The 25585-nt window shown below is 72.2% G+C and carries 24 protein-coding genes and 1 tRNA gene; 15 read left to right on the top strand and 10 right to left on the bottom strand.

The window, feature by feature from the left end:
- The first annotated feature begins 101 nt into the window (after positions 1-101).
- The 9 genes from ACIBN2_RS19615 to ACIBN2_RS19575 all read left to right on the top strand — a co-directional run bounded on the left by ACIBN2_RS19615 (position 102) and on the right by ACIBN2_RS19575 (position 8784).
- A complete protein-coding gene (locus tag ACIBN2_RS19615) occupies positions 102-752 on the top strand; it encodes a GntR family transcriptional regulator (RefSeq protein WP_399135732.1) in 651 nt (216 codons plus the stop codon).
- A 61-nt stretch (positions 753-813) separates the two neighbouring features.
- A complete protein-coding gene (locus ACIBN2_RS19610; RefSeq protein WP_399135731.1) occupies positions 814-1563 on the top strand; it encodes a PIG-L deacetylase family protein in 750 nt (249 codons plus the stop codon).
- Positions 1560-2264, top strand: a complete 705-nt coding sequence (locus ACIBN2_RS19605; RefSeq protein ID WP_399135730.1) for a 4-carboxy-4-hydroxy-2-oxoadipate aldolase/oxaloacetate decarboxylase — start codon at positions 1560-1562, stop codon at positions 2262-2264. Before ACIBN2_RS19610 ends, ACIBN2_RS19605 begins: the two co-directional genes overlap by 4 nt.
- Positions 2261-3364: a 4-oxalomesaconate tautomerase gene (locus ACIBN2_RS19600; protein WP_399135729.1), complete on the top strand. Its 1104-nt coding sequence runs from the start codon at positions 2261-2263 to the stop codon at positions 3362-3364. The genes ACIBN2_RS19605 and ACIBN2_RS19600 overlap by 4 nt, the downstream gene beginning before the upstream one ends.
- Positions 3361-4311 (top strand): catechol 2,3-dioxygenase, encoded by a 951-nt coding sequence (locus ACIBN2_RS19595; protein ID WP_399135728.1) that lies wholly within the window; start codon positions 3361-3363, stop codon positions 4309-4311. Before ACIBN2_RS19600 ends, ACIBN2_RS19595 begins: the two co-directional genes overlap by 4 nt.
- Positions 4312-4460: 149 nt before the next feature.
- A complete protein-coding gene (locus tag ACIBN2_RS19590) occupies positions 4461-5783 on the top strand; it encodes an MFS transporter (RefSeq protein ID WP_399135727.1) in 1323 nt (440 codons plus the stop codon).
- A 90-nt stretch (positions 5784-5873) separates the two neighbouring features.
- Positions 5874-6767 (top strand): alpha/beta fold hydrolase, encoded by an 894-nt coding sequence (locus ACIBN2_RS19585; protein ID WP_399135726.1) that lies wholly within the window; start codon positions 5874-5876, stop codon positions 6765-6767.
- A complete protein-coding gene (locus tag ACIBN2_RS19580) occupies positions 6764-8089 on the top strand; it encodes a sensor histidine kinase (protein WP_399135725.1) in 1326 nt (441 codons plus the stop codon). The genes ACIBN2_RS19585 and ACIBN2_RS19580 overlap by 4 nt, the downstream gene beginning before the upstream one ends.
- 41 nt (positions 8090-8130) lie before the next feature.
- Positions 8131-8784, top strand: a complete 654-nt coding sequence (locus ACIBN2_RS19575) for a LuxR C-terminal-related transcriptional regulator (protein ID WP_399135836.1) — start codon at positions 8131-8133, stop codon at positions 8782-8784.
- Positions 8785-8811: 27 nt separating this feature from the next.
- Here the strand turns inward: ACIBN2_RS19575 and ACIBN2_RS19570 are convergent, their stop codons facing one another.
- The gene (locus ACIBN2_RS19570) at positions 8812-9390 is read right to left on the bottom strand and encodes a TetR/AcrR family transcriptional regulator (protein ID WP_399135724.1); all 579 of its coding nucleotides are present in this window, start codon (positions 9388-9390) and stop codon (positions 8812-8814) included.
- A gap of 235 nt (positions 9391-9625) precedes the next feature.
- Here ACIBN2_RS19570 and ACIBN2_RS19565 point away from each other — a divergent pair, with 235 nt between their 5' ends.
- Both ACIBN2_RS19565 and ACIBN2_RS19560 read left to right on the top strand, forming a co-directional pair.
- Entirely contained in the window at positions 9626-11077 is a 1452-nt protein-coding gene (locus tag ACIBN2_RS19565) for an MFS transporter (RefSeq protein WP_399135723.1), read from the top strand.
- A 110-nt stretch (positions 11078-11187) separates the two neighbouring features.
- Positions 11188-11264 (top strand) — tRNA-Pro (locus ACIBN2_RS19560).
- A gap of 31 nt (positions 11265-11295) precedes the next feature.
- Here ACIBN2_RS19560 and ACIBN2_RS19555 read toward each other — a convergent pair.
- The 9 genes from ACIBN2_RS19555 to ACIBN2_RS19515 form a co-directional block, all read right to left on the bottom strand.
- Positions 11296-11931 carry a cation transporter gene (locus ACIBN2_RS19555; RefSeq protein WP_399135722.1) on the bottom strand — a complete coding sequence of 212 codons (636 nt, stop codon included), beginning with the start codon at positions 11929-11931 and terminating at the stop codon, positions 11296-11298.
- A 33-nt stretch (positions 11932-11964) separates the two neighbouring features.
- Positions 11965-12891 carry an ABC transporter permease gene (locus tag ACIBN2_RS19550; protein WP_399135721.1) on the bottom strand — a complete coding sequence of 309 codons (927 nt, stop codon included), beginning with the start codon at positions 12889-12891 and terminating at the stop codon, positions 11965-11967.
- Entirely contained in the window at positions 12878-13675 is a 798-nt protein-coding gene (locus tag ACIBN2_RS19545; protein WP_399135720.1) for an ABC transporter ATP-binding protein, read from the bottom strand. Before ACIBN2_RS19545 ends, ACIBN2_RS19550 begins: the two co-directional genes overlap by 14 nt.
- Positions 13676-13715: 40 nt before the next feature.
- Complete coding sequence (locus tag ACIBN2_RS19540; RefSeq protein WP_399135719.1) at positions 13716-14825, bottom strand: aliphatic sulfonate ABC transporter substrate-binding protein; 1110 nt, start codon at positions 14823-14825, stop codon at positions 13716-13718.
- Positions 14826-15264: 439 nt separating this feature from the next.
- A complete protein-coding gene (locus ACIBN2_RS19535; RefSeq protein ID WP_399135718.1) occupies positions 15265-16497 on the bottom strand; it encodes an acyl-CoA dehydrogenase family protein in 1233 nt (410 codons plus the stop codon).
- A gap of 13 nt (positions 16498-16510) precedes the next feature.
- Positions 16511-17068 (bottom strand): winged helix-turn-helix domain-containing protein, encoded by a 558-nt coding sequence (locus ACIBN2_RS19530; RefSeq protein WP_399135717.1) that lies wholly within the window; start codon positions 17066-17068, stop codon positions 16511-16513.
- A 345-nt stretch (positions 17069-17413) separates the two neighbouring features.
- On the bottom strand, positions 17414-18601 hold the full coding sequence (locus tag ACIBN2_RS19525) for a glycosyltransferase (RefSeq protein WP_399135716.1): 1188 nt from the start codon (positions 18599-18601) through the stop codon (positions 17414-17416).
- Positions 18602-18817: 216 nt separating this feature from the next.
- Positions 18818-19291, bottom strand: a complete 474-nt coding sequence (locus tag ACIBN2_RS19520) for a GAF domain-containing protein (protein ID WP_399135715.1) — start codon at positions 19289-19291, stop codon at positions 18818-18820.
- Positions 19292-19479: 188 nt separating this feature from the next.
- Positions 19480-21120, bottom strand: a complete 1641-nt coding sequence (locus tag ACIBN2_RS19515; RefSeq protein WP_399135714.1) for a PucR family transcriptional regulator — start codon at positions 21118-21120, stop codon at positions 19480-19482.
- 226 nt (positions 21121-21346) lie between these two features.
- Between ACIBN2_RS19515 and ACIBN2_RS19510 the strand changes: the two genes are divergently transcribed.
- The 4 genes from ACIBN2_RS19510 to ACIBN2_RS19495 all read left to right on the top strand — a co-directional run bounded on the left by ACIBN2_RS19510 (position 21347) and on the right by ACIBN2_RS19495 (position 25502).
- On the top strand, positions 21347-22615 hold the full coding sequence (locus ACIBN2_RS19510; protein WP_399135713.1) for an aspartate aminotransferase family protein: 1269 nt from the start codon (positions 21347-21349) through the stop codon (positions 22613-22615).
- 49 nt (positions 22616-22664) lie between these two features.
- Entirely contained in the window at positions 22665-24104 is a 1440-nt protein-coding gene (locus ACIBN2_RS19505; protein WP_399135712.1) for an NAD-dependent succinate-semialdehyde dehydrogenase, read from the top strand.
- Between the two features lie 31 nt (positions 24105-24135).
- A complete protein-coding gene (locus ACIBN2_RS19500; RefSeq protein WP_399135711.1) occupies positions 24136-24801 on the top strand; it encodes a hypothetical protein in 666 nt (221 codons plus the stop codon).
- A gap of 110 nt (positions 24802-24911) precedes the next feature.
- On the top strand, positions 24912-25502 hold the full coding sequence (locus ACIBN2_RS19495) for a sigma-70 family RNA polymerase sigma factor (RefSeq protein WP_399135710.1): 591 nt from the start codon (positions 24912-24914) through the stop codon (positions 25500-25502).
- Positions 25503-25585: the final 83 nt, after the last annotated feature.

Raw genomic sequence — 25585 nt, 5'->3', positions numbered from 1 at the left:
CGCAGTGCCGGAGCTGTGCCCGCAATACGGCAGACAAAATTGTTGACAATCTTGTTTGGCTAGATTTAGGTTCGACAGGCACTCACTCAGGGAGGGCAGCGATGCCGAAGGAAGCCCGTCCGAGCACCGGAGAGCAGGCCAAGCAGCATGCGCTCGCGCAGCTGCGGCAGGCGATCCTGCACGGCGAGATGGCGCCGGCGCAGCGGCTGGTGGAGAACGAACTCGCCGAGCAGTTCGGTGTGACACGGGCCAGCATCCGTGCGGCACTCATCGACCTGGAGGCCCAGGGCCTCGTCGAGCGGATCCGCAACCGCGGCTCGCGGGTGCGGGTGGTGACCGTCGAGGAGGCGGTCGCCATCACCGAGTGCCGCATGGTCCTGGAGGGCCTGTGCGCGGCGAAGGCGGCCACCCTGGCCAGCGACGAGCAGCTCGCCGAGCTGACCGAGCTGGGCACGGCGATGACCAAGGCCGTGGCCGACGGTGAGCCGGTGACCTACTCCGAGCTCAACCAGGAGCTGCACGCCAAGGTCCGGGAGTTCTCCGGCCAGCGCACGGCCGTGGACCTGCTGGAGCGGCTGAACGCCCAACTGGTGCGCCACCGCTTCCAGTTGGCGCTCCGTCCGGGTCGTCCGCAGCACTCCCTGAACGAGCATCTGGCGATGATCGAGGCGATCAGGACCAGGGATCCGCAGGCGGCCGAGACGGCCGTCCGCGCCCACCTCACCAGCGTGATCGAGGCGCTGCGCGACTGACGCACACGCGCCGGACGCGGGGGAGGCGGGCGCCCACCTGTCCAGCAAGGAGAGAGCAGTAATGACTCAGGCCAACGCGCCCGCCGGCCCGCGCTCCACACTCGTGGTCACGGCGCACGCCGGGGACTTCGTGTGGAGAGCGGGTGGCGCCATCGCCCTGGCCGCCTCCCGAGGCGAGAAGGTCACCGTCGCCTGTCTGACCTTCGGCGAGCGCGGCGAGTCCGCCAAGGCGTGGCGCGAGGGCAGGAAGCTGGAGGAGATCAAGGCGATACGCCGGGACGAGGCCGAGCGCGCCGCGGCCGCCCTCGGCGCCGAGGTCCGCTTCTTCGACGCCGGCGACTACCCGCTGGTGGCCACCGCCGAGCTGACCGACCGGCTCGTCGCCGTCTACCGCGACACCCAGCCCGACGTCGTGCTCACCCACCCCGTCGAGGACCCGTACAACGGCGACCACCCGGCCGCCCACCGCATGGCGATGGAGGCCCGCATCCTCGCGCAGGCCATCGGCTACCCGGGCGAGGGCGACATCATCGGCGCACCGCCGGTCTTCTACTTCGAGCCGCACCAGCCCGAGATGAGCGGCTTCAGGCCCGAGGTGCTGCTCGACATCACCGAGGTCTGGGACACCAAGCGCAAGGCGATGGAGTGCCTGGGCGCCCAGCAGCACCTGTGGGACTACTACACCGACCTCGCGGTACGCCGCGGCGTGCAGCTCAAGCGCAACGCCGGCCCCAACCTGGGGCTGGCCCACAAGACCATGGCCGAGGCGTACATGCGCCCCTACCCGCAGATCGCGAAGGAGCTGGCATGAGCGGCGTCATCGTCACCAACCCGCCGAAGGCCGACGCCGAGGACGTCGAGGCGCTGGCCGGCTACGGCGTGGCCACGGTCAGCGAGGCGATGGGCCGCACCGGCCTGCTCGGCCCGCAGATCCGCCCGATCCAGCAAGGCGTACGCGTCGCGGGCACCGCGGTCACCGTGCTGAGCTGGCCCGGCGACAACCTCATGATCCACGCGGCCGTGGAGCAGTGCGGCGAGGGCGACTTGCTCGTCGTCACCACCACCTCCCCTTCCACCGACGGCATGTTCGGCGAGCTGTTCGCCACCGCGCTGCACAAACGGGGCGTCAAGGGCGTGATCACCAACGCCGGCATCCGGGACACCCAGGAGCTGCGCGAGATGGGCTTCGCCGCCTGGGCCCGTGCCGTCTCGGCGCAGGGCACCGTCAAGGCCACCGCCGGCTCGGTCAACGTGCCCGTCGCCATCGACGGCCAGGTGATCCGCCCCGGTGACGTGATCCTCGCCGACGACGACGGCGTGGTCGTCGTCCCGCGTGAACGCGCCCGCGAGACCGTCGAGAGGTCCGAGGCCCGCGAGGCCAAGGAGGCCAGCACGCGCTCCGCCTTCCTGGAGGGCCAACTCGGCCTGGACCGCTACAACTTGCGCGAGAAGCTGAAGGAGCTCGGCGTCGAGTACCGGACGTACGAGGAGTACGAGGGAGTACGGCCGTGACCGAGGAACTGCCCTGTCTGCTGATGCGCGGCGGCACCTCCAAGGGCGCCTACTTCCTCGCCCGCGACCTGCCCGCCGAACCCGCCCTGCGCGACGCGCTGTTGCTGCGCGTCATGGGCAGCCCCGACGACCGGCAGATCGACGGCCTGGGCGGTGCGCACCCGCTCACCAGCAAGGTGGCCGTCGTCTCGCCCTCCGCCGACCCGCGGGCCGACGTCGACTACCTCTTCCTGCAAGTCGCCGTCGACCGGCCCGAGGTGAGCGACCGTCAGAACTGCGGCAACCTGCTCGCGGGCATCGGGCCGTTCGCCGTCGAGCGCGGACTGGTCCCGGCGGAGGGGGAGCGGACGTCCGTCCGTATTCGCATGGTCAACTCCGGCGACTACGCCACCGCGACCTTCCCCACTCCGGGCGGCCGTGTGGACTACACGGGCGACGCCGAGATCTCGGGCGTGCCCGGGACGGCCGCGGCCGTGGTGATCGAGTTCCCGCCGGGCGCCAACCCGCTGCTGCCCACCGGCAACGTCCGCGACGAGATCGCCGGCGTGCCCGTGACCTGTGTCGACAACGGCATGCCGACGGTGCTCATCGAGGCCACGTCGCTGAAAGTGACCGGCTACGAGTCGCCCAAGGACCTGGAGGAGGACCTGGCGCTCGCCGACCGGCTGCGCGAGATCCGCCTCGAGGCCGGCCGGCTGATGGGCCTCGGTGACGTCTCCGACACCACCGTGCCCAAGCTGACGCTGCTCGCCCCGCCGCGCGACGGCGGCGCGGTCACCACCCGCACCTTCATCCCGATCCGCTGCCACACCTCGATCGGCGTGCTCGGCGCGGCCGGCGTGGCCGCCGGGCTGCGGATCGAGGGCAGCGTGGGCGCGGACCTCGCGCGTCTCGACGCGGGCAGCGACCGGGTCCGTATCGAACACCCCACGGGGTTCCTGGACATCGAGAGCAGCCTCGCCGCCACCGCCGACGGCCTGCCCTCGGCCGGCCGCACCGCCGTGGTCCGCACCGCACGGAAGATCTTCGACGGGACCGTGTTCCCGCGCTCCGCCGAGACGGCACCGATCCCCCCGCAAGCCCAAGGAGGTCGACGATGACTCCGCCGCTCGGCGACATCGCCCACATCGGCCACGCCCAGCTGTTCACGCCCGACCTGGACGCCAGCGTCGCCTTCTTCACCGACTACCTCGGCCTCACCGTCAACGGCCAGGACGGCGGCACGGTCTACCTGCGGACCTTCGACGACTACGAGCATCACAGCCTGGTCCTCACCGCCCGCGAGCAGCCCGGCCTCGGCCGGCTCGCCCTGCGCGCCTCCGGCGAGGAGGCCCTGCACCGCCGTGTCAGGGCGGTCGAGGAGGCGGGCGGCAGCGGCCACTGGGTCGAGGACGAACCCGGCCTGGGCAAGCTGTACGTGACCACCGACCCCGACGGCCACGAGCACGCGCTGTACTGGGAGAGCGAGCACTACCAGGCACCCCCGGAACTGCGCCCGGCGCTGAAGAACCAGCCGCAGGCCAAGCCCAACCGGGGCGTGGGCGTGCGCCGCCTGGACCACATCAACTTCCTCGCCGCCGACGTGCTCGCGAACGCCGGGTTCCAGCAACAGGTGCTGGGAGCCCGGGCCACGGAGCAGATCCGGCTCGACTCCGGCCGGATCGCGGCGCGTTGGCTGACGTACACGAACAAGTCGTACGACGTCGTCTACACGGAGGACTGGACCGGCTCCGAGGGCCGGCTGCACCACATCGCCTTCGCCACCGACACCCGCGAGGACATCCTGCGCGCCGCGGATCTCGCCATCGACAGCGGCGTGTTCATCGAGACGGGGCCGCACAAGCACGCCATCCAGCAGACGTTCTTCCTGTACGTCTACGAGCCGGGCGGCAACCGCATCGAGCTGTGCAACCCGCTAACCCGCCTCGTCCTGGCGCCCGACTGGCCGCTGATCACCTGGACCGAGGAGGAGCGCAAGAAGGGGCAGGCCTGGGGCCTGAAGACCATCGAGTCGTTCCACACGCACGGGACGCCGCCGGTCGCCTAGCAGCGCCCGCGAAAACGCCGTAGGAGCCACCCCGGAGCCGTCGTGTCCAGGGACTTCCTGGATTGTCGATGAGATTGTTGACAAAAACGTTGACTCTTTGGGCGTGGCTCCTTAACGTCTGGCGCACCCGCACGAGAGGAAGAACAAAGATGTCCCCCCTCGCTCCGTCCGCCCGCGGCAGCAGACTGGCCCTCCTGGTCGTCGGCCTGTGCTGGCTGGCCGTGCTCTTCGACGGCCTCGACATGTTCATCTACGGCTCCGTCCTGCCGCACCTGCTGGAGACGAAGACCTTCGGCCTCACCCCCGGCCAGGCCGGCGACCTCGGCAGTTACGCCACCTTCGGCATGCTGGTCGGCGCGCTCGCCGCGGGGACGGTCGCGGACCGGATCGGCCGCAAGAAGCTGATGATCGGCTGCGTGACGCTGTTCTCGCTGGCGTCCGGCATCTGCGCGATCTCCGGCAGCGTCGCCGTCTTCGGCGTCGGCCGGACGCTGGCGGGCGTCGGCCTCGGGGGTCTGCTGCCCACCGCGATCAGCATGGTCTCCGACTACGCCCCGCGCGGCCGCGGCGCCCTCGTCATCGGCCTGCTGATGACCGCGCACCACGCGGGCGGCATCCTCTCCGCGTACGTGGCCAAGTGGCTGGTCGACCCGGTCGGTTGGCGCGCCGCCTTCTGGGTCTGCGTCGTCCCGCTCGTCTTCACGCCGGTGTTGTTCAGGTTCCTGCCCGAGTCGCTGAGCTTCCTCGTCGCCAAGGGCCGTACGGACGAGGCACGCGCGCTGGCCGACCGCTACGAGGTCGAACTGCCCGCCGCCACCGGCAGGAAGACCGCCGCCGACCGCTGGGACGCCCTGATCGGCCTCTTCCGCGGGGGCGAGTGGATCCAGACCCTGCTGTACTGGCTGGCCTCCTTCGGCGGCCTGCTCCTGGTCTACGGCGTCGCCACCTGGCTGCCCACCCTGATGCGCACCCAGGGCTACGAGCTGGCCAACGCCCTGACCTTCGTCGTCGTCTTCAACCTCGGCGGCATCGTGGGCATGCTGGTGGCCGGCCGCGCGGCCGACAGGTTCGGCGCCCCGCGCATCTCGGCGATCTGGTTCGCGCTGACCGCCGCAGGCGTCGCCCTGCTCAGCGTCCACATGCCGATGGGCGTCACCACGCTGGTCGTCTTCCTCACCGGCGTCTTCCTCAACAGCGCGCAGACGATGATCTACGCCACCGTGTCCATCCGCTCCACCCCGGACAACCGTGCCACCGCCGTCGGCTGGACGTCCGGCATGGGCCGCTTCGGCGCCGTCTTCGGCCCCTGGCTCGGCGGCCAGCTCCTCGCCGCGGGCCACGGCGGCTGGGGCTTCACCGCCTTCGCCCTCGCCGGAGTCTCGTCCATGATCTTCATCGGCATCGCGGCCCTGCGCACCGCGAAGTCCGGCACGCCGGCCAGCAGCGACCAGGAACTGGTCACCGCCCACTGAGCAGCGGTCGTCCCCGGTCAGGGAGGACGAGCGCGGACGCCGGCCACCGCAGCGGATGCGGGGGCCGGCGTCCGGCGTCACGCTCGAAGTATGAGCGAGCGGTGGGACGTCCGCCGTGCCGGCCCGGAGCCGGCACCGCACCGGGTGCTGATGATCCCGGGCGGGCTGTGCTCGACCGAGTTCTACGCGGACATCATGGCCGAACCCGCCCTGTCCCGAGTGGGGTTGGTCGCGGTCACCATGCCCGGCTTCGGCGGGACCACGGCGCCCGAGGACGTGAGCGTGGAGCACTACGCCCGGCTGCTGGCGCGGTTCGCCGCCGACTCGGGCTGCGACGTCGTCGTGGGGCACAGCCTCGGCGCGAACGTGGCCATCGAGATGGCGGCGGCAGGCCTGTTCATGGGGCCGCTGGTGCTGCTGTCGCCGACCTTCTCGCGCGCGGACGAGGCGACGTTCCTGGGGGTGATGAACGCCCTGGGCAGGGTGCCCGGACTCGGCATCGCGGGCTGGACCCTCATGCTGAAGCTGCTGCCGAAGGCCATGAAACGCGAACTGCCCGCGCATCGCGCCGAGGCCCTGGCCGCGGACATGGCCGCCAACGACCCGGCCACCTGCCGCCGGATCGTACGGCGCTACTACGAGTATCTGGACCGCCATCCGTCCCTGGTCCCACGCCTGTGCGACACCGCCGTTCCGGCCTGGGTCGTCCGCGGCGACCACGACGAGATCGGCCTGACCGAGGGCGAGCGGCGGGACCTGGAAGCCTGCCCTGCGAGCGGCGGGACCTGGAAGCCTGCCCGCACGTCAGCATGGTCACGGTGCCCGACGCCGGGCACGCCGTGCTGGTCGAGCGGCCCGCACAGGTCGCCGACGTCGTCGTGGACGCGGTCGCGGCGACGGGATGGGGGAAATCCTCCACGTGAGGACGGTGGCCGGCCGCTTCCGGGCGTTGTTGTGTCTGTTGACGGGACACTGGGGCCATGAACGACACACACACGGGGGCGGCTCAAGTGCGGGCCGTGCTGCGTGCTCCGTTCACCGCTCGTGCCTGGCGCGAGGCCGCCTACTGTCTGGCCGGCCTTCCGGTCGCGCTCGTCGGGTTCGTTCTCGTCCTCGTGCTGCTCGCGCTCGGCGCCGCCTTCACCGTCTCCCTCGTGGGGGCGGTGCTCGGGCTGCTGCTCGTCGTCACGGCGACGGGGCTCGCGCGTGCGTTCGCCGTCGCGCACCGTGGGCTGGCCGCGCGACTGCTGGGGGAGCGGTTGCCGGGACCCCCGCAACTGAGGCCCGCGGGCAGGGCGTTCGCGCGGCTGCGGGACGCCGCCGGATGGCGCTCGGTGGCGTACGTTCTGGTCAAGCTGCCCGTCGCCGCCGTCGAGTACTACGCCCTGAGCTGGTGGGTCACCGGCCTGCTCAACCTCTCCGCGCCACTGCGCTGGGCCACCTTCGGCCAGCGCCCGCACCCTGGTGGGGAAGGCATGGCGACCGTCACCCCCATCCCGGTCGGCGGCGGCGCCCCGCACAGCACGAGCTTCGCGGGGACCTTCGTGGCCGCCGCGATCGGCGCCGCCACGCTGCTCGCGGCGCCATGGCTCACCCGCGGCATCGTCGCCGTGGACCGCTGGCTGGTCCGCGCATTGCTGGGGCCGGGCGAACTCGCCCAGCGCGTACGGAACTTGGAGGAAACCCGCGCCCTCGCCGTCGACGACTCCGCGGCCCTGCTGCGCCGCCTGGAGCGCGACCTGCACGACGGCGCGCAGGTACGGCTCGTCGCGCTGGCGATGAGCCTCGACATGGCGAGGGAGCGACTGGGCGCGGAGGGCGAACCCGTCGCCGACCCCGAGCGGCTGCGCCGGCTGATCGAGACCGCCCACACCAACGCCACCGAAGCCCTCACCGAACTGCGCGACCTGGCCCGCGGTCTCCACCCGCCCGTACTGGACGACGGGCTGCCCGACGCCCTGGCCACGCTGGCGGCGCGCAGCACCGTACCCGTGGAGCTGGCCGTGGAAGTCCCCGAGCGGCCCACCCCGGCGATCGAGACCATCGCCTACTTCTGCGCCGCCGAACTGCTCACCAACGTCATCAAGCACAGCGGCGCCGGCCGGGCGGTCCTCCGCGTGACCCAGGAGGACGGACTGCTGCGCCTGCGGATGACGGACGACGGCCACGGCGGCGCGGCGCTCGGCGCGGGCAGCGGTCTGGCGGGCCTGGCGCAGCGGGCACGCACGGTCGACGGCATCCTGGACATCAGCAGCCCAGAGGGCGGCCCGACGGCCGTGACGATCTCGCTGCCGCTGCACGCATGACCGACGATCGGGAGGCCGACAGCCGTGAGAGCATGCCCGTCATGCGCATCGTGATCGCCGAAGATGCCGCAGTGCTACGGGAGTTGCTGACCCTGATGCTCACCGACCGCGGCCACGAGGTGTGCGCGGCCGTCGGTGACGCCGACGCGCTCAGGGCGGCCGTGGCCGAGCACCGGCCGGACGTCGGCGTCGTGGACATCCGGATGCCGCCCACCCACACCGACGAGGGCCTGCGCGCGGCCATCGCCGTCCGCCAGGAGTTCCCCGGCACCGGGGTGCTGCTGTTCTCCCAGTACATCGAGACGAAGTACGCGACGAGACTGCTGGCCGCGGGCTCGGCCGGAGTGGGCTATCTGCTCAAGGACCGGGTCGCGAACGTGGCCGAGTTCACCGACGCCCTCCACCGCGTGGCGGGCGGCGGCACGGCCCTCGACCCCGAGGTCGTCACCCAGCTCGCCGGCGCCGCCCGCGGCGCAGAGGCCCTCGAACAACTGACGGCACGCGAGCGCGAGGTGCTGGCGCTGATGGCGGAGGGCCGGTCCAACGCCGCGATCGCCCAGACGCTGGCGGTGTCGGCCGGCACGGTGGAGAAGCATGTGGCCGCCGTCTTCGGCAAGTTGGGCCTCCCGGCGTCGGAGGACGCGAACCGGAGGGTGCTGGCGGTGCTGCGGTATCTCGGGGCACTCGGCGCCTGAGCCCCCGCGCCGGCCGGGGCCGGTGCCTCAGCCCCCGGTCCGCACCCCGTCCAGCGCGATGGCCAGCACCCGGTCCCGCTGGGTGTCGTCGGCGAACACCGTCCCGGTGATGCCGGCGACCATGCGGATCAGGTCGCCGAAGTCCATGTCCTCGCGGGCCACGCCGGCCTCCTGCGCGCGAGTGAACAGCGGCCCGCCGGCGGCGTACATCGACTCGCGGCAGGCGTCGAAGATCTCGGACTCCTCGTCCAGCGCCTCGCGCACCGCCCGCTTGGTCACCATGTAGTCGGTGAACCGCGCGAGCCAGGACGTCAGCGCCTCCCACGGCTCCCGGTCGGCCAGCTCCTCGGCGACCCGGACGAGTTCGTTGACCTCGTCCGCGTACACGCTCTCGAACAGCTCGCGGCGGGAGGGGAAGTTCCGGTACAGGGTGCCGATGCCGACGCCCGCGCGCCGGGCGATGTCCTCCAGGGACGCCTCGGCGCCGTGCTCGGCGAACGCCTCGCGCGCGGCGGCCAGCAGGGCGTCGTAGTTGCGCGCGGCGTCCTTCCGGTGCGGGCGCCGGGACGCCACGAGCTCACGGACGGGGTACGGCTGGGCCGACACTGCTGCCTCCCGGGCGGGACGAGATTGAACCGGAGGTGTACCTCCGCTACAGTGGAGGTGTACCTCCACTTTACCAGTGCGAGTGCGGCCGCACGCGGCACACCCCCTACCTTCCCTACCTTTCCGCGACCGCTCGGCCGTCGGCGTGCCCACAGGCGCCCAGCAGGCGCCGCGGGCCCGTACGACCGCGCCCGAGAACCTCGGCCGCACCCCGTTCGTTCGGAGAGGCACTTCCATGCCCCGCAAGTCCACCCGTCTCACCTTCGCCGTCCTCGCGACCGGCGCCGGTGTGTTCGCCATGCTGCAGTCGCTGATAGCGCCGGCGCTGCCGACGGTCCAGCACGCGCTGCACACCTCGCAGTCCACCGCGACCTGGGTGATGACGGCCTACCTGCTGTCCGCCTCCGTCTTCACCCCGATCCTCGGCCGCGTCGGCGACCTGATCGGCAAGAAGCGCACGCTCGTCGCCGTCCTGTTCGTCGTGCTGCTCGGCTGTCTGCTCGCCGCGCTCGCCCCGACCATCGGCGTACTGATCGTCGCCCGCGTCGTCCAGGGCGTCGGCGGCGCGCTCTTCCCGCTCTCCTTCGGCATCATCCGCGACGAGTTCGCCGCCTCGCAGGTCAGCGGCAGCATCAGCAACCTGTCCGCCGTGATCGCCGCGGGCGGCGGCGTCGGCATCGTCGCCGCCGGGCCGATCGTGTCCGCGCTCGACTACCGCTGGCTGTTCTGGATCCCCGTCGCCGTCGTCGCGGCCACCGTCCTGATCGCGCTGCGCTACGTTCCCGAGTCGCCCAACAGGGCCGAGGGCAGCGTCAGTTGGCTGGGCGCGGGCCTGCTGTCGGCCTGGCTCGTGGCGCTGCTGCTGCCGCTGAGCCAGGCGGGCACCTGGGGCTGGGGTTCGGTCAAGGTGGTCGGTCTGTTCGCCGCGGCGGTCGTCCTGTTCACGGCGTGGCTGCTGACCGAGGCCCGCTCCCGCACCCCGCTGATCGACCTGCGCGTCATGCGGCTGCCCGCCGTGTGGACCACCAACACCGTGGCCCTGCTGTTCGGCGCGGGCATGTACGCGCTGTGGTCCTTCCTGCCCGGCTTCGTGCAGACGCCGAGCTCCGCGGGATACGGCTTCGGCGCCGGCGTCACGGCCTCCGGCCTGCTGATGCTGCCCATGCTGGTGACCATGTTCTGCTCCGGCATCCTCAGCGGCCGCCTGGAGCCGGTCGTGGGCGCCAAGACCCTGCTGACGGCGGGTGCCGCGCTTGGCGCCGTCGCCCTCGGCATGCTCGCCCTCTGGCACGACCAGCAGTGGCAAGTCGCCCTCGTCTCCGGGGTGTTCGGCCTCGGCATCGGACTGGCCTTCGCCTCGATGGCCAACCTGGTCGTGGGCAGCGTCCCGGCCTCCCAGACCGGCGCCGCGACCGGCATGAACGCCAACATCCGCACGATCGGCGGCTCCATCGGCGCCGCCGTGACCAGCGTCCTGGTCACCGGCCACCTCCAGCCCTCGGGCCTGCCGTACGCCTCCGGCTACACCCACGGCTTCACCCTGCTGGCCGTCCTCTGCCTGGGCGCTGCACTCGCGGCGCTGCTCGTCCCGGCGGCCCGCCCCGGGCGCCGCACCCCCGCGGCGAGCTCCACGGACATCCCGGCCCCCGCGGAGGCGCAGGCGGCAGTGCCCGCCACCCGCGGCTGACGTACGGCGTCGGCCCGGCCCCTCACCCGGGCGCCGGGCCGACGCGAACACCGCTGCCCGTACGGTAAGGTCGACCTGCGCGATCACGCGGTTCACCGCGCGAGACGCACCGGGACGTGGCGCAGCTTGGTAGCGCACTTGACTGGGGGTCAAGGGGTCGCAGGTTCAAATCCTGTCGTCCCGACCAGCTTTGACGCAGGTCGAAGGCCGTTCTCTCATCAATGGGAGGGCGGCTTTTCCTTGTGCCCGGGAACAGGCGCGGCGCCGGGGAAGATCTCCCGCACCTCACGGGCCGCGTAGTGGACCAGGACGTAGCCGGCCGCCGGATCCGCCCACCACCAGCCGGCCGTGGTGTTGAGGACCAGGCCGAGCAGCACCGCGGCGGCCAGCAGTCCGTCGATCAGGGTGACCCGGCCCTCGGTGGCCAGCACGGGGTTGCCGAGGGCCGCGCCGGTGCGGGTCTTGCCGCGGGCGAGGGCGAACATCACCACCGCGGTGCCCGCGGTCCAGCCGATGCCCAGCGCCGAGTGCCGGGGGCGGAAGCCGGTGGCCAGCACCCACGTGGACTGCACCAGCAGGTAGAGGGCGAGCAGTGCGAAACTGACACCGATCAGGCGCAGGGCGCGGCGCCGGCGGTCCTCGCCCGTTCCCGACAGCTCCCAGATCACCACGGTGGAGGCACCGATCTCGATCAGGGAGTCCAGGCCGAAGCCGGCGAGCGCCACCGATCTCGCCGAGGCCGCGGCGTAGGCGAGGACCAGGATGCCGACGACGTTCCAGCCGAGGGTGGCGTACTCCAGGGCGAAGCCGCGCCGCAGCAGGGCCTGGCGGGCATCTTCATCGGTGCTGGTCATCGCATGAGTGTGGCAGGACCGGACAGCGTGGAGTCAGCGGGTGACCAGCAGGCCGCGGCTGCGCAGCACCCACCGCTCCAGCGGGCTGAAGATCAGCAGGTCGATGGCGATGCCGACGAGCAGGATCAGGAAGATCGCCAGGAACACCTGCGGCATGCTGCTGTTGGTGCGCCCGTTCTCCAGCAACTGGCCCAGGCCGACGCCCAGATCGGGCGAGGAGGCGATGATCTCGGCGGCCATCAGGGACCGCCAGGCGAACGCCCAGCCCTGCTTCAGCCCGGCCAGATAACCGGGCAGCGCCCCCGGCATGACGATGTGCCAGGCCCCGCGCAGCCCGGTCGCGCCGAGCGTGCGCCCGGCGCGCAGGTACAGCGGGGGGATCTGGTCGATGCCGGCGACGAGGCCGTTGGCGATGGAGGGCACGGCTCCGAGCAGGATCACGGCGTACATCATCGAGTCGTCCAGGCCCAGCCAGATCACGGCGGGCGGCACCCAGGCCACCGACGGCAGCGACTGCAGGCCGGACAGGACGGGGCCGATGGCCGCCCGGACGAAGGGCACGCGGGCGACGAGCAGACCGAGCGGTGTACCGATGACGAGCGCCAGCAGGAAGCCGAGCAGACCGCGCGAGACGCTGGTCCAGATGTAGTCGAGCAGCGTGCCCTGGAGCCAGGCCGTGCGCAGCTCGCCCCACACTTCGGCCGGCGAGGCCAGTTTGTAGTCGGGGACGGTCCCGCTCCACACCAGCGACTGCCAGATCACCAGCACCAGGGCGATCGCGGTGAGCGGCGGCAGGACCTTGCGGGTCAGGGTCTCGCGCAGCGGCGTCCGGCCGGTCTGTACCGAGTCCAGGGCGTCCAGCCCGGCCTCCAGTCCCGCCAGTCCGCTCGCGGGCCGGGGCTCCCCGGCCGCGGAGGCGTCGCCCTTGGTGACGTCGACGCCGGTGTCAGTGCTGGCCATGGCGGCGGATCTCCCCACGCAGTTCTTCGGTGATCTCGACGGACAGCTCGGCGACCGCGGCGTCCTCGATGCGGCGCGGCTGCGGGATGCCGACCGTCCACTCGCGGGCGATCCGGCCCGGACGGGAGGACAGCAGGACCACGCGCTGGGCCAGCCGTACGGCCTCGCGCACGTTGTGCGTCACGAAGAGCACGGAGAGGCCGGTCTCCGCCCAGATGCGGGTCAGTTCGTCGTGCAGCACGTCCCGCGTGATGGCGTCCAGCGCCGCGAACGGCTCGTCCATCAGCAGCAGCCGGCTGTCCTGGGCCAGCGCGCGGGCCAGTGCGACGCGCTGGCGCATACCGCCCGACAGTTCGTGCACCCGCTTGCCGTACGCGCCCTTCAGCCGTACGAGTTCCAGCAGCCGTTCCGCCTCGGCGCGGCGCTCCGGCTTGGCGACCCCGCGCAGCTTCAGCGCGAGTTCGATGTTCTTGCCCGCGGTCAGCCACGGGAACAGGGCGTGCTCCTGGAACATCAGGGCGGGCCGGCCGTCGGTGCCGATGGTGCCGGCCGACGGCAGGTCCAGCCCCGCGACCAGGTTGAGCAGGGTGGACTTGCCGCAGCCGGAAGCCCCCAGGAGGGTGACGAACTCGCCCGGTGCGACATCGAGCGTGACGTCGTCCAGCACGAGTTGCTGTCCGCCGGGCGTGCCCGGGGCGGGGAAGGACTTCGAGACATGCTCGATGCGGGCGGCGTTCGTCACCGCCGTCGTGTCCTCGACCGCCTTGCCGATCGCGGTGGCCATGGTCGTCATCTCCTGGGAACTCGTCCGGTGCGGTGGGTCGTTACTGGGCGCCGAGACCGGCGTCGTCGACCGTGGCCTTGCCCTCGGCCTTGAGGACCTTGTTCAGCGGCGCGAGGTCGTAGATGCCCTTCAGGTCGCTCTTGTCCAGCAGTCCGGCCTTCACCGCGTGTTCCGCCTCGGTGTTGAGGGTCGAGGCCAGCGGGTCGTCGGTGAACTGGATCGACTTCCAGGCAGGGTCGACGACCTCGGCGGGCAGGGCCTTGCCCGACAGCTTCTGCAGCGCCGTGTTGGCGGACGCCTTCGCCTTCGCGGGGTTGGCGTTGATCCACTGATTGGTCTTCACCGAACCGCGCAGCACGGCCTCGACGACGTCCGGGTGCTCCTTGAGGAACTTCTGCGACACGATGATGTTCGTGATCACGAACTTCTTGTCCGGCCACAGCGACGACTCGTCGAGCAGCACCTTGCCGCCCTCGGCGACCAGCTTCGAGGCGGTCGGTTCCGGCACCCAGGCCCCGTCGATCGAACCGGACTTGTAGGCGTCCGGGGTGATCTTGTTGTCCGTACGGACGACGGAGACGTCACCCTTGCCGCTCTGCGGGTCGACCTTCCAGCCCTTCTCCGCGATCCAGTTGAGGAACGCGACGTCCTGCGTGTTGCCGAGCTGAGGCGTGGCGATCTTCTTGCCCTTGACGTCGTCGAGGGACTTGATCTTCTTCGGGTTGACGACGAGCTTCACGCCGCCGGACGCCGAACCGCCGATGATCCTCAGGCTCTTGCCGTTCGACTTGGTGTAGCCGTTGATGGCGGGGGAGGGGCCGATCCAGCCGATGTCGATGGAACCGGCGTTGAGCGCCTCGATCTCGGACGGGCCCGCGTTGAAGGTCGACGGCTTGATCTGGGTGCCGCCCAACTCCTTCTGGAACAGGCCCTCCTGGACGCCCACCAGGGCGGTCGCGTGCGTGAGGTTGGGGAAGTAGCCGATCTTCACCTCGTCGGCGGAGAGCTTCTTGGCCCCTGCCGCGACCGCGTTCTGCTTGCTGTCGTCGTCGGTGGACTTCGACCCGTAGCCGCAGGCGGTGAGCAGAAGGGGAAGCGCTGTGATGACAGCGAGGGTGCGCAGGGTCTTGAGCGGTCGTACGGCAGACACGGAGGTGTCCTCTCGGGAACGGGCGGATCAGGGGGATGCCGATGGGCGCGAGGCGTACAGCCACGGCGCGAGGTGTGCAGCCGAAGGGCGCGCACGGGCGCTCCGCTCGCCGCCCGCGGTGGCAGGAGTGCGTCGCGGGTTCGGCGGCGGAGGTGCGTGGCGCGGGGCCGGCCGAGGAATGTTCTGCGGACGGCCTTCAGGCGGGTCGACAGATGGCGCTGGACGTGCGGCCGAAGTCGATGTGGCGACGCGAGGTCAGCAGGGGAATCGGCCGCGTTGCGCGCTTGAGCGTTCTCATGGCTCCCCGATCCCTAGTATTCCTACCTGGCTGGTAGGGATCGTGACAGAAAGTGGCGCCTACCCCAAGGGCGCGTTCATATTTTGGACGCCATCATCTCGCGATGTGGGATAGAGGTACGTTTTGGGCTGTTCGTCCAGGTCAGTAAGGCAGGACGAACGGCGGGTGGGCGCCGTTGAGGACGTAGTCCCCGACGTCGCGGAGCCGGTGGGCGACGGGCGCGTGCAGCGTGTGCGCCCGCGCGTTGCGCCAGAAGCCGTCGAAGCCCAGCCGTGCGGACGTGGAGCGGGCGCCGACGATGTCGAGGGCGCGGGCGGTGGACTCCTGTGCGGCCCGGGAGGCGGCGGCTTCGGCCATGGCCACGAGGGCGGCTGTGTCGGCGTACTCGTCGTAGGTGACGTCCTCGCCGTGTGCCAGCAGGTCCTGGACGGCGTCCACCGCCTGATCGGCGAGGGCTGAGGCGGAGCGGGTGAGCACGGTGAGTTCACCGTAGGAGGTCAGGACCTGCGGGTCATGGGAGGTGCCGACCGGCCAGGTGGGGTGCTGCCAGGGCGCGTGTCCCGTGCGGCTGTACTCACGGATCTCGGCGAGCACCCCCTCGGCCATGCCGAGACAGAGCTGCACGGAGACGAGGCGCCCGACCGGCGATGCCAGGGCGGACCGGGGCGACAGGATGTCCTCGTCGGTGGACAGCGAGCCGAGCACGTCGTCGGCCTTCACCGGTACGTCGTCGAACTCCACGCTGCCGCCGGCCGCGAGGCGCTGGCCGAAGGTGTCGGTGTCGCCGTCGATCCGCACACCGCGATGGGCGGGATCGACCAGGACGGCGAAGGGTTCACCCGTGTCCTCGCGTACGGCGCGCACGGCGAGGCGGTCGGCGACCAGGACCCCGGACGTGTAGCTCTGCCGGCCGTTGAGCACCAGGCCGCGGGAGGTCCGGGCCAGCGGCAGCGGCGGCTCCTGGCGCGCGAGGGCGCCGCCCCAGCACCACTCCCCGGCCGCGGAGCGCTCCTCGATCCGCGCGGCGAGAGCGGGTTCGGCGAGGAGCCGGGCGCTGTACGACAAGAAGTAGTGGCAGCCGAGGAGTTGGCCGATCGCGCCGTCGGCCGCGGCGATCTCCCGGACCACGGCGTAGGCCGTGGACAGGTCCGCGCCGCCGCTTCCCGGCCCGGCCTGCGCGAGGAGCGTCAGCAGCCCCGCCTCACGCAGCCGGGACACCTCGTCGAAGGGGACCTTGCCCGCCTGCTCCCTGGCCACCGTGTCCGTGGCGAGGTCGTCCGCCGCCTCCCGGGCCACGCGCAGCCAGTGCGCGTGGCCCGGCCCGGGGCGGGCGGACGGCGAGGTGGGGCGGAAGGGCGGCGAGGCCAGGCCCATGGGAGTGCTCTCCTCAGTCTCGGCGGCAGTGTGCGGCGTCGGCGCCCTGCTGCTGGTCGGGCACGTACTTGTAGCCCAGGCGCCGTACGGTGACGATCCGGTTCCGGTTCGCCGCGCCCAGCTTGCGGCGCAGGCGGGCGATGTGGACGTCCACGGTGCGGCCGTCGCCGATGTGGTCGTAACCCCAGACCGCGGCCACCAGCCGGTCGCGCGACTGCACGTGGTGGGGGTGCCGCACGAGCTGCGCCAGCAGCCCGAACTCCAGGTAGGTGAGGTCGAGTTCGCGTCCGTCCACCTCGGCGACATGGCGCGCGGGATCGATGCGTACGACGTCGTCGTTTTCCGTGGGCCGGACCGGGTCCGGGGCCGCGGTGACGACCGGTCGGATCTCGGGCCGCGGCCGGTCCTTGGCGAAGAGGTCGGCGGGATCGGTGCCCTCGGGGACGAGGACGAGATAGCCGACGAGCGGTGCGGACGTCCGGTCCCCGGTGTCGCCCACCAGGCGGAGATGGCGCGCGTCGGGCAGTGACTGATCGTGCGGGGCGGCCTGGGCCGGAAGTGCTGCGGTCATGGGGGTTGTCCCTCGGAAGTGTGTCGAGCCGTCGGGCGCAGTGGGTGAGTTCGCCCGATCGCCTGGGAAGGGGGCGGAGCGGCACCGGTGAAGGGGTGGGCCGGGTGCCTTACGCGTGACAGCAGGCGGCGCTGACGACGTGACCGAAGTCGACATGCCGACGACGAACGAGTCGTTGCTGCGTACGGGACATGTCCATCATGCTGCGCACCCGCGTCGAACGCCGTCAAGCTTTCCCTAGTAATTCGATAGGGAAAGTAGGGAAAGTCTCACACTGTGAGAAGCGATACGAAGCGGGACGGCGCCGAGCGCTCGCCCGCAGCGTCTTCTCGCCCCGGTCGACGGCTACCTGGTGAGGTCCGCGATCAGCTGATCCACTCCGGGAAGCGCGAGCATCTGCCGCTGGAATCCGCGTGCGCGCTGCCGGAAGCCGGGGTCGTCGAGCACGCGGCGACAGGTGTCTGCGAGGGCCGTGGCGACGTCCTCGGGCCGCACCGTGAGACCGAGCCCGAGGTCGGCCAGCCTGGCCGCGTTGACCGGCTGGTCGGCGAAGAGCGGAACGGCGACCATCGGCACGCCGGCGGCCAGGGATTCGCGGATGCCGTTGGCCCCGGCATGAGTGACGAACAGGTTGCAGGCGGGCAGCAGTAGCCGCTGCTGGACGAAGGAGGTGAGGTGGACGTTGCCGGGCCGCGGCCCGGTCCAGTCACGAGGGTCTTGATGGGCGCCGAGCGCCACCACACCCTGGCACGGGAGCGCCCCGAGCGCTTCGACGACGTGCTCCAGGACCGGGTCGCCGGTCAGCATGTGACCGGTGTTCGACCCCAGGGTCGCCAACACCAGCGGACGATCCGACGGCAGAGCGGCGATCGCCGGGTCGAGGGGATCCTGGTCCGGGGCGGCGGTCAGCCGGTAGTGGCGTTCGGCGGAGGACGGTGACGCGGAGGGGGACCACTGCGCGGGCATCGCCCCGATCCAGGGATGGCGGGTGAGAGCCGCGGCCACGTCGGTGACCGACGGCAGGCCGAGTGCCGCCCGCGACTTGTTCAGCCGGCCGAGCATTCCCGGGTGGCGGGTGGGCACCAGCGGTACATGGTCGAGCACGGCCTGCCGGACGCCGAGCCGCTCGCCCGCCAGGTAGCCGCCGAACTCGGTGCACTCCCGGACGACGAGGTCCGGCTGCCACCCGTCGAGCGCCTCGAGGAGATCCTCGGCGGAGCGCACGGCGTACGCGCCCGCGAAGAGCCGGCCGAACGCCTCACCGGGATCGGTCGGCGCCGCGTCGGCGATCGGTGCCCCGTTCGCGTCCAGCCCGATGCTCCTCGCCAGCTCCGGATCCTGCCCGAACTGGTCCGGGGCGAGCGCGCGTCGCAGCGGCAGATGCCGCACCCCGTGCCGATCGAGTTCCTCGGCCATGGCGGCACCCGTCGCGACCACCACCTCGTGCCCGGCCCGCCCAAGAGCCTGCGCCAATGGCACCACCAGCGGCACCAGATGAGACATGACCGGCATGCTGGTCAGCACGATCCGCATGTGATTCTCCCCGTTCCGGCTCGCCACACCTACGTCGACTGCGGCCATGGCCAGTGTGCCGTGCCGTGCCGGGGCGGAGCCGAAGTGGTGGGCCCGACACGGGTGTTGACGGGCGGGGACGAGGCGGCCGTCCGGCGCGTCCGCGACACGGCCCGCCGCATGCAGCGGGGTTCAGCCCCGCGCGCAGACGGCCCGGGCCGGGCCGGTCGAGACCCCTCACGCCCGGCTCGACGTCTTGTGCAGGTGCGGATGGCCGGGAGGGAATCCGGCGGAGGACGGGTGGGCCGGAATGTCGTCGACCCGCAGGGGGCCGGGGTGGCGGATCAGGTGGCCGAGGACCCCCAGGCCACGGGGCAGATCGATCTCGTCCAGGGCATGGTGCTCCTGGTCGGACAGGCCCGCCGTGATGAACTGCTCCAGGCGCTCTCCGGACTCGTCGAGCACGCCCAGCGCTCCGTAGCGGGCGCCGACCAGGTCCATGGCCGTGGTCACGATGCGATGCAGCACCGCCGGCAGTTCCACCTCGCGGCTGATGGCCATCACCGCGTCCAGCAGGCCCTGCAGCCGGTCCATGGTGGACAGCAGCGCGCGCAACTGCTCGTCGATCCGGCCCAGCTCGGACCGCAGCCGCATGTGCAGATCGGGGAGGTTCGGCTGCCTCGGCCGCCTGCCCTCCCTGTATCCCGCCATGCCGGCCTCCTTCGACGATCGGGAGACCACGGCACGGCCGGGTCGATCAGGGCGGCTGGCAATCACTCACACACCTAGCAATCACTCACACAGGGCACGCTACGCCCGGATGGCCGGAAAACGCCTCTCGAGTCCGAGATGCCGCCAGGAGCCACGTGCCCGTCGACGGCTGAGGAGCCGGACTGCGGTCAGCCACTCCGCAGAACGTCGAGCGCCGCCAGCGCCACATGCAGTTCGGTGCGCTGTTCGCCCGATTCCAGGTCGCACTCCAGCAGCCGTTCGACGGTGCGCAGCCGCTGGTAGACCGTTTCGCGGGAGAGGTTGCCGCGGCGGGCCGTGGTGGTCTTGTTTCCGGCCGAGTCGAGGTAGTGGCGCAGTGTCGTCAGGAGGTCCGTGCCGTGCCGGGTGTCGTGGTCGACCAGGCGGCCGAGGATGCGCTCGGCGTACTCCTGGACGCGGACGTCCTCGCGCAGCGCGAACAGCAGGCGGCGCAGGCCGATGTCGGACAGTTCGTGGAAGGAGCGGCCCCCGGGCGGCGGCGCGCCGGGCGGCACCGCCTCCGCCACGCGGCCTGCCTCGCGAAAGGAACGGGTGGCGTCGGAGAGGTCCGTGGCCTCGGAGCCGACGCAGACCACCGCCGACGGATCGACCGCGAGCACAGCGCGGCTCAACCGCTCGACCGTCGGGCGCCAGGACCCCGCGGCGGCGCGCAGGGCGAGCAGGACGCCGAGCCGGCCGGGCGCCAGGACGCCGACGAGTGCCGGCACGCCGGCCGCCCGCAGGTCCTCGGACAGCAGGCTCTCCGCCTCCGCGTCGCCGGTCTGCGTGCGCGTGTCCACCCGTACGGCGATGAAGGAGCAGTCCGCGACGGGCAGGCCCAGCGCGGCGAACCGGGCGTGCGCGTCCGCGGGGGAGCGGTGGCGCTGTTCGGCCAGGTCGCGCAGGGCCCCTCGGTGGGCGGTGCGCTCCCAGGGCGTGGCGTGGATGAGGCGGGCGATGGTCAGGGCCATCGCCGTGCGCTCCAGGACGGTGACGTCCTGCGGCCCGAAGGCGGCGGAACCCGCGAGGGCCGGGAGCATGACCGCACGTCCCCAGCGCTCGCCCTGGTACTCCACCGGCGCCACGAGCCAGCTCTCGGGGCCGCACACCTCGGTGCGTTCGCGGGACGGTACGGCCCTGGAGCGCCGTTCCCAGCCGGTGAGCGCCTCCTCCACCGTGCAGCCGGAGGGCTCGCACATCAGCGCCTGGTGCACCAGGTTCTCCAGGACGACGGTCCGGCCGCTCATCTCCGCCGCCGCGCGCACCACCTCCTCGGGCCCCGCACCGCGCAGCGTCAGCGCGGTGAACGCCTCGTGGATGCGCTGGGTGCGGCGCATCGCGTCCGCCTGGCTGCCCAGGAGCAGCGCGTGGACGACCTGGGTCACGTCCAGGAAGTTGACGTCCGCGGCGAGCGTGACCAGCGGCAGGCCGCGGGCCCGGCAGGCGTCCACGAGGGCGGACGGCGGGCGGTGGTAGCGCCGCACGAGCTCGATCACCAGGGCCGCGGCCCCGACGTCGGCGAGCTCGTCGACGTACCGGCGCACGCCCGCCGGCTCCTCGGGCAGCGGCATGCCGGTGGTCAGGACGAGTTCGCCGCCCTTGAGGAAGGACGCCGGGTCCGTCAGTTCGGTGATGTGCACCCAGCGCACCGGCCGGTCGAGGTGGGCCACCCCCGTGACGACCTGCGGCTGTCCGGCGGCGAGGACGGGCAGGGCCAGCGCGTCGGCGACGGTGAGCGGACGGCTTGCCGTGTCGGTGGTCCGGCGCAGGGGGGAGTCGTTCTCGCGCATGGGGCCTTCCTGCCCGCCCGGACACGGTGACAAGCGACGCTGACCTGCACACGGGGGACCGGACCCCCGTCCCGGCGCCCCGGCCCGGCGGGCGTGCCGGGGCGCGGGGCGGCTGACACAACGTCCGAACACCGTCCTCCGGATGGACAGTTCAGGCGTTGTCGCCGCCCGCGGCGGCCGGGACGCTCGAAGGAACGGAGTACCCCGTACGGCCCAGGAGGCCACCATGACCGCACTGTCGCCGCACCTCCGCCAGGCCACCCCCGTCGTGGCGGCCCGGGGCGAGGGCGTCCACCTCTACGACGAGGACGGCCGCCGCTACCTCGACTTCACCGCCGGCATCGGCGTCACCAGCACCGGCCACTGCCACCCCACCGTCGTGGCCGCGGCTCAGGAACAGGTCGGCACGCTCATCCACGGCCAGTACACGACCGTCATGCACCGGCCCCTCAGGCAGCTCGTGGACAAGCTCGGCGAGGTGCTGCCGGCCGGCCTGGACAGCCTGTTCTTCACCAACTCCGGCAGCGAGGCCGTCGAGGCGGCGCTGCGGCTCGCCCGCCAGGCCACCGGACGCCCGAACGTGCTCGTCTGCCACGGCGGCTTCCACGGGCGTACCGTCGCCGCCGCCTCCATGACCACCTCCGGCATCCGCTTCCGCTCCGGCTTCTCCCCGCTGATGGGCGGCGTGGTCGTCACCCCGTTCCCCACGGCGTTCCGCTACGGCTGGGACGAGGAGACCGCGACCCGCTTCGCCCTGGCGGAACTCGACTACACCCTCCAGACCATCTCCTCGCCCGCCGACACCGCCGCCGTCATCGTCGAACCGGTCCTCGGCGAGGGCGGCTACGTGCCCGCGAACCGCGCCTTCCTGGAGGGCCTGCGCGAGCGGGCCGACCGCCACGGCTTCCTGCTGATCCTCGACGAGGTGCAGACCGGAGTCGGCCGCACCGGCCGCTTCTGGGGCCACGACCACTTCGGCGTCACCCCCGACGTCCTCGTCACCGCCAAGGGCCTCGCCAGCGGCTTCCCCCTGTCGGGCATCGCCGCCTCCGGGGAGCTGATGAGCAAGGCATGGCCGGGCTCCCAGGGCGGCACGTACGGCGCCAACGCCGTCGCCTGCGCGGCCGCCTGCGCCACCCTCGACGTCGTACGCGAGGAGAAACTCGTGGAGAACGCCGACGCCATGGGCGCACGCCTGCGTGCCGGTCTTGAGGATGTCGCCGGCCGTACGCCCGCCATCGGCGACGTGCGCGGCCTCGGCCTCATGCTGGCCAGCGAGTTCGTCACCGAGGACGGCAGCCCCGACCCGGACACCGCCTCCCGTGTGCAGCGTGCCGCCGTCGACGAGGGCCTGCTTCTGCTGCTGTGCGGGGCCTGGAACCAGGTCGTGCGGATGATCCCCGCGCTGGTCATCGACGAGAGCGCGGTGGACGAGGGACTCCAGGCGTGGGCGAAGGCGGTGGAGGCCGGGACGGCCGGGCGGGCGGGCCGATGACGGACGCCCGCCCCTTCGCACCGCAGGCCCAGTCACCAGGAGGCACCCCATGACCGGCACACCCACGCAGTTGTTCATCGGCGGGACCTGGGTCGATGCACTGGACGGCGCCACCATGCCCGTCGACGACCCCGCGACCGGCGAGATCCTCGTGCACGTCGCCGACGCCGGCCCCAAGGACGCCCGGCTCGCGGAGGACGCGGCCGTCGACGCCCAGCAGGAGTGGGCCCGTACGGCGCCTCGGGCCCGGAGCGAGATCCTGCGCCGCGCCCACGAGATCATCCTCGACCGCACCGACGAACTCGCCCGCCTGATGACCGCCGAGATGGGCAAGCCGCTGGCCGAGGCGCGCGGCGAAGTCGCCTACGCCGCCGAGTTCTTCCGCTGGTTCTCGGAGGAGGCGGTCCGCATCGACGGCGGCTGCGGCACCCTGCCCGACGGCCGCAACCGCATGCTGCTCACCCGCCGCCCGGTGGGCCCCTGCCTGCTCATCACCCCGTGGAACTTCCCCCTCGCCATGGGCACGCGCAAGATCGGCCCCGCCATCGCGGCAGGCTGCACCATGGTGCTCAAACCGGCCCCGCAGACCCCCCTGTCCAGCCTGGCCCTCGCCGCGATCCTCAAGGAGGCCGGGCTGCCGGACGGCGTGCTGAACGTCGTCACCACCTCCCGGGCCGGGGAGGTGTGCGAACCGCTCCTGCGGGGCGGGCGCATCCGCAAGCTCTCCTTCACCGGCTCCACGGCCGTCGGCCGGCTGCTGCTCGCGCAGTGCGCCGAGACCGTCGTACGGACCTCGATGGAGCTGGGCGGCAACGCGCCGTTCATCGTCTTCGACGACGCCGACCTCGACGTGGCCGTGGACGGTGCGATGGTCGCCAAGATGCGCAACATGGGGGAGGCCTGCACGGCGGCGAACCGCTTCTTCGTCCACCGTTCCGTGGCCGGGGAGTTCGCGCGGCGGCTGGCGGTGCGGATGGGCGCGCTCGTGGTGGGCCCCGGCACGCGCGACGGCGTCGACGTCGGCCCGCTCATCGACGCGGCGGGCCGCGCCAAGGTCGAGGAGCTGGTGGCCGACGCGGTGCAGCGCGGCGCCCGTGTGCTCGTCGGCGGCCGTACGCCTGAGGGACCGGGCTGCTTCTATCCGCCCACCGTGCTCATGGACGTCGCCCCGGACAGCCGCCTGATGGACACGGAGATCTTCGGCCCGGTGGCGGCGATCCTCACCTTCGAGGAGGAGGACGAGGTCGTCGGCCGCGCCAACGACACGCCCTGGGGGCTGGTCGGTTACCTCTTCACGGAGGGCCTGGACCGGGCCCTGCGCATCAGCGAACGGCTGGAGGTCGGCATGGTCGGCCTCAACACGGGTCTGGTCTCCAACCCGGCGGCCCCCTTCGGAGGCGTCAAGCAGTCGGGGCTCGGGCGCGAGGGCGGCCGGGTCGGCATCGAGGAGTTCCTGGAGTACCAGTACGTGGTGGTACCCGTGCGCTGACCACCGCGCCGGATGCGAGGATGAGGGCGCCATGACAGCAGGGCGGTGTTCTCGCACGCTACGGGCCGCGGTGTTCGCGGTCGTCTGCGTGCTGCTCGCCGCCCTCGGTCACGTCATGATGTCCGGAACGGACGTGCCCGCGTGGGCACTTGCCGCCGGCCTGGCCGTCACGGGTGGCGCGGGCTGGTGCCTGGCGGACCGCGAACGCGGCCTCCCGCTGATCGTGACGGTCGTGGTCGCCGCCCAGGCGGCGCTGCACTCGGCGTTCTCGCTGGCCCGGTCGGCGACGGGCGGCACGGACTCCATGGACGCGATGTCCTCGATGGGATCCATGACCTCCATGCCCTCCATGCCCACGGGGCAGATGAACATGGAGGGCATGGAGGGCATGGATCCCGTGCATCACGCGGGCCAATTCACCGGCGGCGCCTCGTCGTTCGGCATGCTCGCCGCCCACCTCCTCGCCGCGCTCCTCTGCGGGCTGTGGCTGGCCCACGGCGAACGCGCCGCCTTCCGCATCCTGCGGGCGCTGGCCGGGTGGCTGACGGCCCCGCTGCGGCTGCTGCTCGCCACGCCCGACACCCCGGATCGCCCGCGCATCCGCGCCCGCCGTCGCCGCTCGGAACGGGCGCCGCGGCTCCTCCTCGTCCACGCGATCACCTCTCGGGGCCCGCCTCCCGGGACCGCTGTCGTCTGAAGACAGCCGGTACCCCGGGGCCGCCCAACCGCGCCTCGGATCAAGGCCGTACGCGCGCGCAGGCGCCGTGCGGCCGTCTCCCGTTGCGGACCACCCGAGAAGGACATCAGGTGATCACTCCTGCCCTCCGCTCCACCCGCCCCGGCCGCGCCGCACAGGACGAGTCGACAACGGCCTGGGCGCTGGCCGCCCGCGGCGGCGACGCCGTCGCCGTGGACCACTTCGTCCGCGCCCTGCACCGAGACGTCCGGCGCTACGTCGCCCACCTGTGCGCCGATCCGCAGGCGGTCGACGACCTGGCGCAGGACACGTTCCTGCGTGCCCTCGGCAGCCTGCACCGGTTCGAGGGCCGTTCCTCGGCCCGCGCCTGGCTGCTGGCCATCGCCCGTCGCGCGGTGACCGACAGCTACCGGTACGCCGCCGCCCGGCCCCGCCTGTCCGACGTGACGGACTGGCAACTGGCGGTGGAGAGGGCCCAACCGCGGGGCCTGCCCGGCTTCGAGGACGGCATCGCCCTGCTCGACCTCCTGGCCGCACTGCCCGAGGAACGCCGCCAGGCCTTCGTCCTGACCCAACTTCTCGGCCTGTCCTACGCCGAGGCGGCTGGCGTCGCCAACTGCCGTGTCGGAACGGTTCGTTCGCGAGTGGCGCGGGCCCGCGAGGCGCTGCTGAACGAACTGGACGAACCCGCGCGCACATGAACGAGGACCGGCCCTCACATGCGGCGCATGTGAGGGCCGGTGGGTGCAGCCGACCCATAGGGGCGCGGGGAACTGCGCGACCA

The sequence above is a fragment of the Streptomyces sp. NPDC050534 genome, assembly GCF_044457745.1.
Taxonomy (GTDB): domain Bacteria; phylum Actinomycetota; class Actinomycetes; order Streptomycetales; family Streptomycetaceae; genus Streptomyces.
The sequence above is the reverse complement of the archived record's forward strand: the minus strand, read 5'-3'. Positions and strand labels throughout refer to the sequence as shown.

Bases quoted from the DNA above. Each gene is read 5' to 3' on its own strand.
- ACIBN2_RS19535 (WP_399135718.1), bottom strand. From the start codon at position 16,497: ATGGGCCTGGCCTCGCCGCCCTTCCGCCCCACCTCGCCGTCCGCCCGC.
- ACIBN2_RS19575 (WP_399135836.1), top strand. From the start codon at position 8,131: ATGCGCATCGTGATCGCCGAAGATGCCGCAGTGCTACGGGAGTTGCTG.
- ACIBN2_RS19520 (WP_399135715.1), bottom strand. From the start codon at position 19,291: ATGGCGGGATACAGGGAGGGCAGGCGGCCGAGGCAGCCGAACCTCCCC.
- ACIBN2_RS19610 (WP_399135731.1), top strand. From the start codon at position 814: ATGACTCAGGCCAACGCGCCCGCCGGCCCGCGCTCCACACTCGTGGTC.
- ACIBN2_RS19530 (WP_399135717.1), bottom strand. From the start codon at position 17,068: ATGACCGCAGCACTTCCGGCCCAGGCCGCCCCGCACGATCAGTCACTG.
- ACIBN2_RS19525 (WP_399135716.1), bottom strand. From the start codon at position 18,601: ATGCGGATCGTGCTGACCAGCATGCCGGTCATGTCTCATCTGGTGCCG.
- ACIBN2_RS19555 (WP_399135722.1), bottom strand. From the start codon at position 11,931: ATGACCAGCACCGATGAAGATGCCCGCCAGGCCCTGCTGCGGCGCGGC.
- ACIBN2_RS19605 (WP_399135730.1), top strand. From the start codon at position 1,560: ATGAGCGGCGTCATCGTCACCAACCCGCCGAAGGCCGACGCCGAGGAC.
- ACIBN2_RS19545 (WP_399135720.1), bottom strand. From the start codon at position 13,675: ATGGCCACCGCGATCGGCAAGGCGGTCGAGGACACGACGGCGGTGACG.
- ACIBN2_RS19615 (WP_399135732.1), top strand. From the start codon at position 102: ATGCCGAAGGAAGCCCGTCCGAGCACCGGAGAGCAGGCCAAGCAGCAT.
- ACIBN2_RS19565 (WP_399135723.1), top strand. From the start codon at position 9,626: ATGCCCCGCAAGTCCACCCGTCTCACCTTCGCCGTCCTCGCGACCGGC.
- ACIBN2_RS19590 (WP_399135727.1), top strand. From the start codon at position 4,461: ATGTCCCCCCTCGCTCCGTCCGCCCGCGGCAGCAGACTGGCCCTCCTG.
- ACIBN2_RS19500 (WP_399135711.1), top strand. From the start codon at position 24,136: ATGACAGCAGGGCGGTGTTCTCGCACGCTACGGGCCGCGGTGTTCGCG.
- ACIBN2_RS19585 (WP_399135726.1), top strand. From the start codon at position 5,874: ATGAGCGAGCGGTGGGACGTCCGCCGTGCCGGCCCGGAGCCGGCACCG.
- ACIBN2_RS19580 (WP_399135725.1), top strand. From the start codon at position 6,764: ATGAACGACACACACACGGGGGCGGCTCAAGTGCGGGCCGTGCTGCGT.
- ACIBN2_RS19510 (WP_399135713.1), top strand. From the start codon at position 21,347: ATGACCGCACTGTCGCCGCACCTCCGCCAGGCCACCCCCGTCGTGGCG.
- ACIBN2_RS19550 (WP_399135721.1), bottom strand. From the start codon at position 12,891: ATGGCCAGCACTGACACCGGCGTCGACGTCACCAAGGGCGACGCCTCC.
- ACIBN2_RS19515 (WP_399135714.1), bottom strand. From the start codon at position 21,120: ATGCGCGAGAACGACTCCCCCCTGCGCCGGACCACCGACACGGCAAGC.
- ACIBN2_RS19505 (WP_399135712.1), top strand. From the start codon at position 22,665: ATGACCGGCACACCCACGCAGTTGTTCATCGGCGGGACCTGGGTCGAT.
- ACIBN2_RS19595 (WP_399135728.1), top strand. From the start codon at position 3,361: ATGACTCCGCCGCTCGGCGACATCGCCCACATCGGCCACGCCCAGCTG.